Annotated in this window: 10 protein-coding genes and 2 pseudogenes; 7 read left to right on the forward strand and 5 right to left on the reverse strand. The window is 58.5% G+C overall.

Annotated features, from left to right (window positions below; all coding sequences use genetic code 11):
* Positions 1 to 102: 102 nt before the first annotated feature.
* The 4 genes and pseudogenes from AB4850_RS25785 to AB4850_RS25800 form a co-directional block, all read left to right on the forward strand.
* A pseudogene (locus tag AB4850_RS25785) lies at positions 103 to 237 on the forward strand (helix-turn-helix domain-containing protein); the annotation flags it as partial.
* Positions 238 to 366: 129 nt separating this feature from the next.
* Positions 367 to 1578, forward strand: coding sequence for a putative DNA modification/repair radical SAM protein (locus AB4850_RS25790; RefSeq protein ID WP_414442310.1), 1212 nt, complete (start codon positions 367 to 369; stop codon positions 1576 to 1578).
* A 9-nt stretch (positions 1579 to 1587) separates the two neighbouring features.
* Entirely contained in the window at positions 1588 to 3036 is a 1449-nt protein-coding gene (locus tag AB4850_RS25795) for a UdgX family uracil-DNA binding protein (RefSeq protein ID WP_414442311.1), read from the forward strand.
* 403 nt (positions 3037 to 3439) lie between these two features.
* Positions 3440 to 4636, forward strand: coding sequence for a tyrosine-type recombinase/integrase (locus AB4850_RS25800; RefSeq protein WP_414442312.1), 1197 nt, complete (start codon positions 3440 to 3442; stop codon positions 4634 to 4636).
* A gap of 11 nt (positions 4637 to 4647) precedes the next feature.
* Here AB4850_RS25800 and AB4850_RS25805 read toward each other — a convergent pair whose 3' ends face one another.
* The 4 genes and pseudogenes from AB4850_RS25805 to AB4850_RS25820 form a co-directional block, all read right to left on the reverse strand.
* Positions 4648 to 5547 (reverse strand): plasmid partitioning protein RepB C-terminal domain-containing protein, encoded by a 900-nt coding sequence (locus AB4850_RS25805; protein WP_414442313.1) that lies wholly within the window; start codon positions 5545 to 5547, stop codon positions 4648 to 4650.
* A complete protein-coding gene (locus AB4850_RS25810) occupies positions 5544 to 6074 on the reverse strand; it encodes a plasmid partitioning protein RepB C-terminal domain-containing protein (protein WP_414445612.1) in 531 nt (176 codons plus the stop codon). Before AB4850_RS25810 ends, AB4850_RS25805 begins: the two co-directional genes overlap by 4 nt.
* Positions 5960 to 6457 carry a ParB N-terminal domain-containing protein gene (locus tag AB4850_RS25815; protein ID WP_414442314.1) on the reverse strand — a complete coding sequence of 166 codons (498 nt, stop codon included), beginning with the start codon at positions 6455 to 6457 and terminating at the stop codon, positions 5960 to 5962. Before AB4850_RS25815 ends, AB4850_RS25810 begins: the two co-directional genes overlap by 115 nt.
* Before the next feature lie 197 nt (positions 6458 to 6654).
* Positions 6655 to 8146 (reverse strand): annotated as a pseudogene (locus AB4850_RS25820) (recombinase family protein).
* Positions 8147 to 8340: 194 nt separating this feature from the next.
* Here AB4850_RS25820 and AB4850_RS25825 point away from each other — a divergent pair.
* The 3 genes from AB4850_RS25825 to AB4850_RS25835 all read left to right on the forward strand — a co-directional run bounded on the left by AB4850_RS25825 (position 8341) and on the right by AB4850_RS25835 (position 11139).
* Complete coding sequence (locus tag AB4850_RS25825; protein WP_414442315.1) at positions 8341 to 8679, forward strand: hypothetical protein; 339 nt, start codon at positions 8341 to 8343, stop codon at positions 8677 to 8679.
* Between the two features lie 188 nt (positions 8680 to 8867).
* Positions 8868 to 9182, forward strand: coding sequence for a hypothetical protein (locus AB4850_RS25830; RefSeq protein WP_414442316.1), 315 nt, complete (start codon positions 8868 to 8870; stop codon positions 9180 to 9182).
* A gap of 244 nt (positions 9183 to 9426) precedes the next feature.
* Positions 9427 to 11139 (forward strand): tannase/feruloyl esterase family alpha/beta hydrolase, encoded by a 1713-nt coding sequence (locus tag AB4850_RS25835; protein WP_414442317.1) that lies wholly within the window; start codon positions 9427 to 9429, stop codon positions 11137 to 11139.
* A 413-nt stretch (positions 11140 to 11552) separates the two neighbouring features.
* On the opposite strand, the gene AB4850_RS25840 is transcribed toward AB4850_RS25835, so the two are convergent.
* A complete protein-coding gene (locus AB4850_RS25840; protein ID WP_414442318.1) occupies positions 11553 to 12584 on the reverse strand; it encodes an NmrA family NAD(P)-binding protein in 1032 nt (343 codons plus the stop codon).

Consider the following 12584-nt stretch of genomic DNA (forward strand, 5'->3'; position numbering starts at 1 on the left):
CGCAGGTCAGAAACGCCGCCGCTCGAGGAGCATCCGATGCGAGCGCGGTATGAACTCGATCGCGCCGTTTGAAGAAAGCTCGAAACCGAGCGCCAGCCTCGCCGACACCAGGCCAGATTCCTGTTTGCCCTCCGGAAACTGGCTCAGGGCAGGAGGATCATCGATATCGCCCTGGATTGCGGCTACAGCAGCCCCAGCGCGTTTGCCGCGATGTTCCGGCGATACTTTTGCGTCCCGCATCGCCGCCCGCCCGATTTGCGGCCCGGCCCGCCCTTCGATTCCGCCCCAAAAGCGATTTCATATTCCGCTTGCGCTCAACGCCCACCGACGTAAAATACTGTATGCATATACAGTATTGGTGATGATGTGGAACTGCAGAAGAAGCTCGAGGTGTTGGCCGACGCGGCAAAGTACGACGCTTCCTGCGCCAGCAGCGGCGCACCCAAGCGCGGTTCGCGCGGTGTTGCCGGGCTCGGCGCCAGCACCGGCGCAGGCATCTGTCACAGCTTTACGCCGGACGGGCGCTGTGTGTCGCTCCTCAAGATCCTGCTCACCAACTTTTGCCTGTACGACTGCCAGTACTGCGTGAACCGCCGCTCCAGCAATGTGCCGCGCGCACGATTCACGCCCGAGGAAGTCGTCGATCTCACGCTCGATTTTTACCGGCGCAACTATATCGACGGCCTGTTCCTGAGTTCGGGCATCATCCGGTCGTCCAACTACACGATGGAACAATTGGTGCGCGTGGCACAGTCGCTGCGGGAGGACCACCAGTTCCGCGGTTATCTGCATCTCAAGACCATTCCGGACGCGGACCCCGAACTCATCGCGAAAGCCGGTCGCTATGCGGATCGTCTGAGCGTGAACATCGAATTGCCGACGGATGGCAGCCTTGCGCGCCTCGCGCCGGAAAAGAACCTGCGAACCATCAAGCTGGCGATGGGATCGATCCGGCTTGCCCAGGAAGAGGCGCAGACCGAGACGAAGGCTCCACCGTTCACACCGGCGGGGCAAAGCACGCAAATGATCGTCGGGGCCGACCAGACAAACGATCGCACCATCCTGCAGACGGCCGAATCGCTCTACGGCTCGTTCAAGCTCAAGCGCGTTTACTACTCGGCCTTCAGTCCGATCCCAGACAGCCCGTCCTCCTTGCCCGCGCAGGCGCCCCCTCTGCTGCGCGAACATCGGCTTTATCAAGCCGACTTTCTGCTGCGCGGATACGGCTTCCGTGCAGACGAACTGTTCGAGCAAAGCGCAGATCTGACGCTGGATATCGATCCGAAGCTCGCGTGGGCGCTCGCTCATCGCGAGCATTTTCCTGTCGACCTCAACCGCGCGCCGCTTCGCATGATCGCGCGCGTGCCCGGCATCGGCATGCGCAACGCAAAACGCATCGTCGAATTGCGGTGCACGCGTCGCGTCCGTTACGAGGATCTGGCGCGTCTGCGCTGTCCGATGGAGAAAATCCGGCCGTTCGTGGTGACGCAGGATTATCGCGCCGCCCTGCATGATGCGTCGTCGGAGACACTGCGCCGCGTACTCGTGCCACCGCCGGTGCAACTCGCGCTGCTGTAAGGACGGCCGATGCGTACCATCGTGATCGAAGATCGCTTTGCCGCGTGGCGCGCGGCCTCGCTTGCGGCCCTCGCCGAAGACCTTCCGCCGGCGTCGATCCACTGGCATCTCGCGGAGGCGATCGAGATGCCGCAGCAGCAAGCCTTGATCGACTACGCGCCGGAATCGCCAGGCACGCCCGCGGCTTCACCCCGCCGTGCCGAAGTTCAGGTGTCGAAGGCGTTCGCGGCGCTGCTGAAAGACGCCGCATCGTTTCGCGATCCTCAGCGCTGGGCGTTTTTATACAAGGTGCTGTGGCGCTGGCATCACGGCGACCGCTCGGCGGCATCGCCCGCCGATAGCGACGGCTCACGCCTTTACCGCATGGCCAAGAGCGTGCGCCGCGCCCAGCACGACATGATTGCCTATGTGCGATTTCGCAAGCGGCCGAACGGCAAGGCCGCTCCCGAATACCTTGCCTGGTACGAGCCCGACCACGACGTGCTCGAGTGGGCCGCGGAACATTTTGCGCAGCGCATGGGCCGATCCTCATGGCTCATCACCACCCCTCGCGGCGCCGCCTTCTGGGACGGCAGCCAGTTGCATCTGGACACGCATTGCGCGTTGCCGGGTGGTCATCGTCACGACACCGAGGATGAGGCCGAGGCATTGTGGCTCGCGTATTACCGGAGCACGTTCAACCCGGCACGATTGAACGAAAACGCGCTGGAGCAGCATATGCCGGTGCGTTTCTGGAAGGGCTTGCCCGAGGCACGTTTGATTCCCGGCATGATCAGCGAAGCCAGGAGCGGCGCGCGGCGGCTCGCTCAAGCCAGCGGTGTCGGCACGCTGGCCGGCAAGGCGATTGCTGTCGAAGCCGACGCGGCGCAACCGGCTCGAGAGCAAGCCTCTTCGCTGGATGCTTGCCGACGTTGCGACTTGTGGCGGAGCGCTACGCAGGCGGTGGGCAGCGCGGGACCGAGCAGCGCTCGAATCATGTTGATCGGCGAGCAACCGGGCGATCAGGAAGACCTGAGCGGACAACCGTTCGTCGGGCCGGCGGGACAACTGCTCGACGTTGCCATCGAGCGCGCGGGCTTGTTGCGCGATCAGGTCTATCTGACCAATGCAGTGAAGCATTTCAAATGGGAGCCGCGCGGCAAACGCCGTTTGCACAAAACGCCCGTGCAACGTGAAATCGAAGCCTGCCGTTACTGGCTCGAGCGTGAACTGGACACGGTGCGACCTGCCGTGATCGTGGCGCTCGGCGCCACTGCGCTCACCACGCTGCTGCGCAGGAAAGCCAGCCTTGGAGATTACCTGAATGCACCTTTCGAGATCGATGGTGGATGGGCCATCGCCACCTATCACCCGTCGTTCGCATTGCGCCAGCAGGATGGAAACTCGCGCGACCCAGTGCTCGACGACATTACCAGGGCGCTCGTCCTTGCGCGTGAAATGGCGGATGCCTGGCGCTGATCAGTGCTGCGCCGGGGCATCCGAAGGATGACCTGTGCATCCTTCGGATCATTTTTTTCCCAGGAGGTGAACATTGCTTCGCGATGCCCACGGCCGCTGGGCAGGTTGCCGGCAACCCTCAGTTGCAAGGATCAAGCAAACGCCAGTTGATGGGCTGGATAGGCTGGATAGGCTGGAAAAGAAAAAGCCCCGCAAGTCCGAGAACTTGCGGGGCTTTGTCACCGCCTAATGGCGGAGACGGAGACCGCCAAATCAGCTTCCAACCCGATCCAAAGCCATCCAAATATCTCTTTTCTTATCAACCACTTGCATCATCCAAGCGTCCAAATTAAGCTGATGACTTTCAAGCCCATCCAACGCTTCGTGATGGGCTGGATGATGGGCTGTGATGGGCTGAAAATTGATGCTGACCGACAAACAAGCAAAAGCACTAAAGCCGGGTGACAAGCCCGTGTTCGACGGAAAGGTGACCGGCCTTTTTCTCTCTCCGGCCAAATGGGGCTGCAAATGGACGCTGCGCTTCGTCAGTCCTGTAACAGGAAAACGGCGAGATGCCGGGTTAGGGAGCTACCCGGAAATTTCGATCGGTGAAGCTCGCGAGCGAGCCCAGCAGATGCGCAAGCTGATCGACGCGGGCGAAGACCCCATTGAACAGCGCAATCGCGAGCGCGATGAGATAGCCATTGCAGCCGCCGACCTAACTTTCGAGTCGGCCGCACGGAAGGTTCACGAAGAACTCAAGCCTGGCTGGAAAAACGCAAAGCATGCTGCGCAGTGGATCAGCACGCTTGAAACCTATGCGTTCCCCAAACTGGGCACCCGGAAACTTGACGCCGTCACCCCTGGAGATTGCGCTGACGTTCTTCGTCCGATCTGGCTGACGAAGGCGGAGACGGCGAGCCGCACTCGCCAGCGAATGCATGCTGTCATGCAATGGGCGTGGGCTCATGGGCATATCACCGCCAACCCGCTCGCCGTCGTTGACCACCTCCTGCCCAAGCAGTCGACTAAGGCCGAGCATCAACCAGCGATGCCATGGCGACAGGTTCCAGTGTTTGTCGAAAAACATCTTGGCAATTCGAAGGCAACCGACGGCACTCGTGCAGCACTGCTCTTTTTGATCTTGACCGCAGCCAGAAGTGGCGAAGTGCGTGGCGCAACGTGGGAGGAGATTGACCTGCAGGGGGCGATCTGGAATATCCCGGCGATACGCATGAAAGCAAGGGAAGCACATCGTGTTCCCTTGTCAGTACATGCTCTTGTACTTCTTAAAGCGATCAAGGCAAGCGGACTGCATAACGTGCTCGTATTTCCCTCACCCCAACAGAAAACTTTGAGCGATATGTCGTTGACGGCGCTATTACGCCGTGTCAAAGCAGAGAGCGATACCCCTGGACGCTGCGCAACGGCTCACGGCTTTCGATCCAGCTTTCGGGATTGGGCTAGCGAACAGGGCTACGCGCGTGATCTTGCCGAGCGAGCGCTTGCGCACACCGTTGCCAACAAGGTTGAGGCGGCCTACCATCGGACCGACCTGCTCGATCAGCGGCGACCGTTGATGGATGCATGGGCGAAACACGTCTATCAATCAGCTCTTTGATGGCACCCACGCTATTCTTGCTCTCCACCTCGGTGATCCGCGTCAATAGACTCGATGGTTGAGGTCAAGCTTGTGAGTAGATCTCTATGATGTTGATTGAGGTACCGCTCAATGCTTTCGTTTCTAAGGAGGCGAGCCATGAAGCTTTTTGCCACGACTAGCGACAGCATGGTCTCGCCCATTTCTTCCTCGACGCCCTGGCAATCTTGCCGTAGACGATCCATCTCATTCTCCATTTTTGCGAGATCCTCCGGTGAAATTTCGTCCTTCTTCTTGGGCTTAGCTCCCTCAGCAAGTGCATCCGGTCGAGTCGCTATCAAGATCATTTCCGCGTAAGTCGCGGTAAACTTGTTCGCGGCCACCATCATCTCAGCTGCCTCGATCTGCCGATATGGCTTCATCTTTTTCAACACTTGAAAAACCTTGGGAGCAGCATGGCGGTTTTTCAAAATAGAAGCTGCCTCTGGGGCGACTCCATCCAGCAACTTGGCTCTCTCGCGAATACTGCGTATATCCATCTTCAGGACTTCCGCAATACGCTTTTCAGATGCACCCTTCAAAAGGGCGGCACGAATCATTTTGTGCTCTTGAACGGCAGAGAGCCTAGTTATATGCCGATTGAAAGTATAAGCCTCGTCGTCTGTCGATATCATGCAAGGAGCTGTCGTCTTTCCCAGTTGTTTTAATGCAGCCAAACGTAGCCTACCGTCGAGTAACTCGTAGTCGCCCAGATTACGCCGAGAGCGAAACACTGCGAGAGGTTCAATCATCCCGAGCTCAGAAATGGAACCGACAATCGTATTAAATTTCTTTGTAGAATAGGCGCTACGCACCAGATCAGACTCCACCAAAATTCGATCAACGGGAATTTCGATAACTTGCTTTTCGAATGCATGCTTAACGTTACTCATGGCATCAGCTCCGATGGAATTCGGCGTGCGACGGCCTCAGGAATATCCCTAATTCCCTCGGCCCTCAGCAGAGTCTTGAAATGATCATCTGAAAGAAAATGGCGAATTGCGGAGGTAATCAACAGCAACCTCTGCTCTTGAATTCGAGCGTTCTGCACCATCAATTTCTGACGCCGCACTTCGGTCTTGTAAATTTTGAGTAGGCGCTGCGGACTGGGTTTTTCGCGAGGCAACGATCGTGCGTTCAACATTTTTCCTGATGCCTCGCGTCTGCTCAAAACTCGGCGAACTCGTAGCAGTTGTTCTCCAGTCAAAGTCTTTGATTCGTAAGCGGCGACCATGGCTTGCTGCACCTCGTCACCCGTTGCGCGTGCCACCTCGACAGCAAGCCAGAGAGGCATAATCCGTCGCTCTACTGCCTGAATGAGCCGCTGCTCACCGTTGTCGAGAAGGTGTAAGATACTAGTGACATACGAATCATCGAAATCAGTCTTTTTTGCGATCTCAACAGTAGAGTATCCTTTGATCTCAAAACCTGCAGCGCACTCAGAAGCTCTGTCGTGGAGTGACGGCGGCGGGCTATGTTCTCGGTCAACGTGATCAGATATCGGTCCACCTCGCTCGCTTCAACCACACTGCACGGAATCATGGTCTCTCCAAGCGCTTTCAACGCTTCGAGGCGTCCCTGCCCACAAAGGACCTCATGCCATTGGCCATCACCATCAATCCCACCTCGAGCAACAGTGATCGGTCGTTTCAGACCGACGGACGCGATATTTTCAACGAGTTGAGAAAAGAAATATTGATTGCGAGTTCGAGGATTAAGAACTCGCAGCCGATCAATTGAGATAAGCATTATTTTATCGCTTCGCTCGAGATGGGAAAAAATAGCATCCATATGCTCAGACATTACGAACACCCTCATTTATTAATTTACATATCACACACAACAATACCCACCAAAGCAAACCAACATAATCCACAAAAAATCAACAATTAAATTGAATTTTTAAAAATCACAAAATCATTCATCTTAAAATTTTTGATAACCCCCGTAACATCCCAGCCGCCACGCAATTTAAAACACTACCGCCATCCTTATTCGCATCACCCTCGCTTTATAGGCGTACGACGCGATATAAAACGAAGCATCTCCAGGTCATCATAACGGTAAGCCTCAAAACCAAAATCGTTATAATCCCCTAAGCGAACAGAATCACCAGCCAACATCAATCGAAGGCAAGATAAAATAATCCCGAATCGACTGTGCATCGCTTTCCATCCGAACAGCGATAGTGATGTCTGGCCGGCGCGCGGCGTCGAAACGAACAATCCATCGGTTACCACCCGAAGTAGTGGGACGACAACGAGAGAGGATCATTGATATATTAAATTCTTCGTTTACTCGCAACATACCGCTGCTTGAAATTCGCTCTATTTTAGCGCCAGACTCTCTCATCGCGCTCTCTGCTTGGTCAATGATATTCGGATGTAACTCGCGGAGTCGCCGGTTGATTTCAAGGTATCGATAATCTCGGTTCGGCTTGTATCCAATTAGATCATACGTCCGCAACAGACTCCCGAATCTAGTGGCGTAGGCACTACTCGACGGGCAGCCGGGCGCTTCGTCAATGACGATCCCGGACAAATGACCATTGCGTAGGAGCAATTGTCGCAATGCATCCAACATATCAACATCTGACAGTCGATAAGACCTCGCGAGGATTATTTGCCGAGCCGCCTCGAAGAAAATTCTATCCACGATGGGCTCGAATGCATTTTCCGTTCTGATCCATAAAGCGGGAGGATTACGAACCCGTTCTTCTTTTAACTTGAAAGAAGTCCGGTTCCAAACGTTATCTCCTATGTATTTTTCGTTGATCAATATCTGATGGATGGTGCCCCTAGTCCACGGTGTGCCGCGATCAGTGAGCGTGCCAGCTTGGTTAAGTGCCAATGCGATTTCAGATTCGGATCGCCCCTCCTCGACGAACCAACGATAAATTCGCCTAACGTTCTCCTGCTCATCATTCGGTCCTGGCACGAGTATCACACGGTCAGTTTGAATAGCCTTGTGCTCACCGCGCTGAAGTTCGCCTTTAACTGCACCAAACTGGTCGATGCGAACTCGCCGTAAACCATAGCCTGCGGTCCCACCTTGACGAAATCCGTTTCGGATCTGCCTGCACTGGCCCGCATGTACTTTCACACTGAGCTCACGGCTGTATTCCCCCGCCATGGTCCTCTTCACACTCTTAATAATGCTGGAAACGGGGCTGCCGTCGTTCTCGAACTGCTCCGCACAGTAGTGGATCTTGACTCCAGCTTGCTTGCACCGAATTTCGTAGCTGGCACTTTCGTCTGGGTCTTGAAATCGGCCCCAGCGGCTCACGTCGTAGACAAGAATTGTTGAGTAATCAGCAGTGCCCGACTCGACATCTCTCAGAAGAGCTTGGAGTGAGTTACGGCCGTCGAGACGAAGACCGCTTTTCCCCTCGTCGGCATAAACCCTTACCACTTCTAAATTTCTATTTTTTGCGAATTCGAGAATGACTTCTTTTTGATTTTCTGTCGAGTATTGTTGGTGCTCTGTCGACATCCGTACGTAGGCCGCTGCTCGGCCGCGACCGATTGCATCCAGCAAAGATGCCCTCCTGCGCGACATTCGTTCCACCATTCCTCCCAGGCCGCAGAAATTGACGCTGTTTGTCATGACGACCGCTCCCGACGAGGATCGCAATCGGCATCTTTTTACCGCATCCGGTGAATATATTTTTTAAAAGGAGAAAAGTGTTGCCGAAAACACGCAAAAAATTGCGCGAGAGAAATAGTGACAATGGTGCTGAGTATTCGTTAGCAATTGCCTTCGCTCTCAAACAAGAATTTGGTGACTCACGCCATGCAGTCAAAAAGTTGGTGCGCTGGACTGGCGCTAGTGAGCGGACAGTGCAGAATTGGCTCGGAGGCGTGCGTGGGCCGAGCGGCCATCACTTAATGTCGTTGGCAAAGCATTCTCTTGCCGTACATGGTGCGTATTTATCAATGACTGGACGAGATATTGCCCCACCAACAGAAGTTGAAGCATGCCTTGTCCTTTTGAAGAAGGCTGTTGAGTTGCTGTCTTCTGGTTAAACGACTCAGGCATGTAAGGAACACCGTCGACTTCGACGCCCAGATAGCTGTGCGGCCACATTCTTATCGGGAAACACTTTGTCGAGGATAGGCGTGTCGATGGGACCAGGGCGCACCGTTGGCCATGACATCCCCCGTCAGCGCGCTCATCGAGGCGGCGGACCCGCCTCGCGGCACAACCCGACGCGGTGGCCGCGCTGCGCGAATGGCTGATGCTGTTCGTCGATTTTCTCGATGCGAAGCACGGCATGGCGGAAGCCATGGACACGCTCATGGGCGGGCTGGAGGATCTGTACAGCAAGACACCCGACCGGCTGGCCTCGCCGATCACGACGCTGGTGAACCGCTCGATCGAAACCGGCCAGTGCCATCGCGATATCGAACCGCTCGATTTGCTTCGCGCGCTATCCGGCGTGGCAACAATCAGAGTGCGCGAGAACTGGAAATCTTCGGCGGTCCGAATAGTTGAACTGCTGCTCGCCGGCATGGTTGCCGGAACGTAATTTCGTGCACGGACGCGACGTGTCCGCAACGGACACCCGCCTGTCCGATTCCGACCTCGCGCCGCGCGCGCACGCTCGCTACTATCGAACCCGGCAAACCGGAGATCGCGGCTCGCCTCGCTCATGAAGGCGAGCCCGATCCATTTGCATCGCACTGCTGATTGATGATTGCCGGTGCGCCATCCACGTTCCCGGCACCGCATCGTCCGCACGGGGGCATTAAAACCATCATCACGGAGACATCATGACTGGTCGCCACCTTCATGGTTCGATCGGCGCGCGCGCCGCCGCCATCCTGATCACATCCCTCGTTTCGACCTGCGGCATCGGCGCAACCCTGCCCGCCATCAATGCAGCCGACGCCGCCTGCGAACGCCTGCAAGGCTTCATCGTTCCACCGTCGGAGATCGGCCTGCCCACGTCCGGCGCGCGCGTCGTGGCCGTGAAGCCAATCGCGGCCAGCGGCAGCCGCAGCGGCGCGAGCGCGCTGCCCGCCTATTGCGAAGTCACCGGCGCGATTGCACCCGTGGACCGGTCCGCGCCCGACATTCAGTTCAAGGTGGCGCTTCCCTCAGCATGGAACGACAAGGTGGTGATGTTCGGCGGCGGCGGGTTCGACGGCACCATCCCCGACGTCGCCGGCAATGTGCCGAACGGCCCGGTCGACCGGCTCGTGCCGCTCGGCCGCGGTTACGCCACGTTCGCCAGCGACTCCGGCCATCAGGCGAACGCGCTCGGCTCGCAGGACGGCCGCTTCGGCCTGAGCGACGAAGCCGTGCGCAATTTCGGCGGCGATGCGTTGAAGAAGACCCACGATGCCGCGCTCGCGATCATCGCGGCGCGCTATGCGCATCCGCCGCGCGACGCCTATTTCGCGGGCGGCTCGACCGGCGGGCGCGAAGCGGTGACGGCGATCCAGCGCTGGCCGTCGGACTGGAACGGCGCGATCGCCTGGTATCCCGCCTGGAACGACGCCGCAGCGCTGCTCGGCGGCCATCGCATGAGCCGCGCGCTGGCGCAGCCCGGCGCGTATCTCTCGCCCGGCAAACGCGAAGCCGTGTACGAGGCCGCGATGCAGGCCTGCGATGCGCTGGACGGCGTCGTCGATGGCCTGATCAGCGATCAGCAACGCTGCAACGCGCGCTTCGATCCGTCGACCGCCACCGTGAACGGCGCACCGCTGCGCTGCCCCAAGGGTGCGGACACCGGCGGCACCTGCGTGTCCGACGCGCAGATCACCGCGTTGAAGGCCATCGATACGCCCACCGTGTTGCGCTTCCGCCTAGCCGACGGCGAACGAGAATATCCGGGCTACAACGTGTGGGGCGCCGACCTCGGCATCACCAGTCGGACTTCTGCCGTCGAGCCGGTGGTCACCTACCTCGCGTTCGGCACCGCCCAGCCCGCGAACCCGATGCCCGCGACGGCGCCGTACATCAGCGTGCTGACCGACCAGTGGATCAAGTACGCCGTCACGCGCAACCCCAACTTCGATTCGCTGGCGCTCGATCCCGAGCAGCCTGGGGTGTGGGCCAACCGCATCAACGCGCTCAGCGAACAGCTCGAGGCAAGCACCGACATTGCCGCGTTCAAGGCACACGGCGGCAAGCTGCTGCTGGTTCACGGCCTGGCCGACGTACTCGTCAGTACCCGCGCGACGGAACACTACTATCACCGCCTGCAGGCGCGGTTCGGCGCGCGACAGGTCGATGCCTTCGTGCGCTTCTACGAAATCCCCGGCATGGGCCACGCGGCGAGCACCACGTTCAACGCAACCTGGGATTCGCTGTGGGCGCTTGAGCAGTGGGTCGAGCGAGGCCAGAGCCCGGCCGGGCAAGTGACCACCGATACGGTGGGCGTGCCCGGCCGCACGCGCCCGCTCTGCGATTTCCCGCAGTGGCCGCGCTACCAAGGCGGCGACGTCAATGCGGCGGCGTCGTTCCGGTGCGTGGACTAGCCGCCCGGTGGTAGCGTCGCATCCACGGCATCGCGGAACGCCTCAAGTGTCGGTGGAATCGGACCACCTGCGGCAACTAAGCCCGCTCCCTGCTCAACACCGCTGTCGGCCACCCCCGGCAGGCTGCTCGGCTTCAGACGCAGCAGGTGAGAGACGTCCGTGTCGCGCGCGCGGCGCGATCGTCAACGTGTCCCGCAGCGTGCGGATCAAGCGCCGTGTGACGCGCACGTCCGTGCCGCCCGTACCGTACGTGGCGTGCAGCACCGGATCAGCCAAGCCTTCGAGATAGGCGCGGTAGAGCGCGAAGTGGCTGGGCGTAGCTGCCAGAGGTAATGAGTGCGCAGGCCAGAGACAGCAGACAAACCATGCGGAATGTGATCCCGTTCGGCGCCTGCCCCTGCACAGCGAAGGCGTCAGACTTCATCACGGATCAGTTCCCTCAGCACAATCTTCAACGTGACTCGGCCGATACGGGTCTCCGTGCGCCGCCCCTGAAACGTCAGCCATCCTTCGTTTAACCCGTCGAGCATCTGAACGCGTGGAAGTGGATTGTTCATTCCCTGCGCCCTGAACAACGACTCCCAGGTTTCACGAGGGACCGCTCGCGCACGTACGTCGCGCCCGATTAACCTTGAAAATGTGGCCGCGATGTCGTTCGGGCTGATGCGATCACGCCCCGCGAGCTCGATGATTCGTGTCCCCATCCACTCCTCTTCAAGCGTCTCGGCCACTACCTGCCCAACGTCCGTCGTCGAAACCATCGGTAGCGCGCGCTCAACTGGCTGCAGGAAAGACGGAATTTCGCCTGTCTCTCGTGCGCCCCCGATGTCCCACGCCGCGTTTTCCATGAACCACGCGGCCCGCACGAACGCAACCGGCGCATCGACTTCGCCCATCACCCGCTCGAACTCGTTAAGCTGGCTAAGCAAGCTCGGACGGTCCTGGTGCGCGCCAATCGATGACAGGCCCACGACCTTCGATGGCCGCGTGACATTGATCGCTTCGCGGATGGCCAGAATGATCTGGCGCGCATCCTCAAAGCCGGGCAACGGATCGAAGTTCGGCGGCAGCATCACGAATACACCCTCGGCACCCTCAAACGCATGCACCAGCGCAGACGGGCTCCGAAGATCGGCGATCGCAACTGCGCATCCCTGCTGGCTCCATGCCGCTGCCCTCGCTGGATCGCGGATGACCGCCCGCACATCGTGCCCCCGGGCTAGCAATCGCCGCGCAGTAACCCCACCGACTCGACCCGAGACGCACGTGACTGCAAACATTCTCACCTCCCGATGAATTGCCGACATAGAACGGCGATGAGGCATTGTGCGCGGGATCCAAACGGCTATGGAGCACCATGGAGTCATTGCTTCAATGACTCCATTGCATGTCTGTGTCTGGATTCTTTCCGCTAACATGCGCTCACAAGCCACGCTGGAGCCCAT

Origin of the sequence: Burkholderia sp. 22PA0106, assembly GCF_047497155.1 — a bacterium.
Classification (GTDB): domain Bacteria; phylum Pseudomonadota; class Gammaproteobacteria; order Burkholderiales; family Burkholderiaceae; genus Burkholderia.

Excerpts from the sequence above, each read along its gene's own strand:
- AB4850_RS25840 (WP_414442318.1), bottom strand. The coding sequence starts at position 12,584 with ATGGGCTCCAGCGTGGCTTGTGAGCGCATGTTAGCGGAAAGAATCCAG.
- AB4850_RS25795 (WP_414442311.1), top strand. The coding sequence starts at position 1,588 with ATGCGTACCATCGTGATCGAAGATCGCTTTGCCGCGTGGCGCGCGGCC.
- AB4850_RS25805 (WP_414442313.1), bottom strand. The coding sequence starts at position 5,547 with ATGAGTAACGTTAAGCATGCATTCGAAAAGCAAGTTATCGAAATTCCC.
- AB4850_RS25800 (WP_414442312.1), top strand. The coding sequence starts at position 3,440 with ATGCTGACCGACAAACAAGCAAAAGCACTAAAGCCGGGTGACAAGCCC.
- AB4850_RS25815 (WP_414442314.1), bottom strand. The coding sequence starts at position 6,457 with ATGTCTGAGCATATGGATGCTATTTTTTCCCATCTCGAGCGAAGCGAT.
- AB4850_RS25835 (WP_414442317.1), top strand. The coding sequence starts at position 9,427 with ATGACTGGTCGCCACCTTCATGGTTCGATCGGCGCGCGCGCCGCCGCC.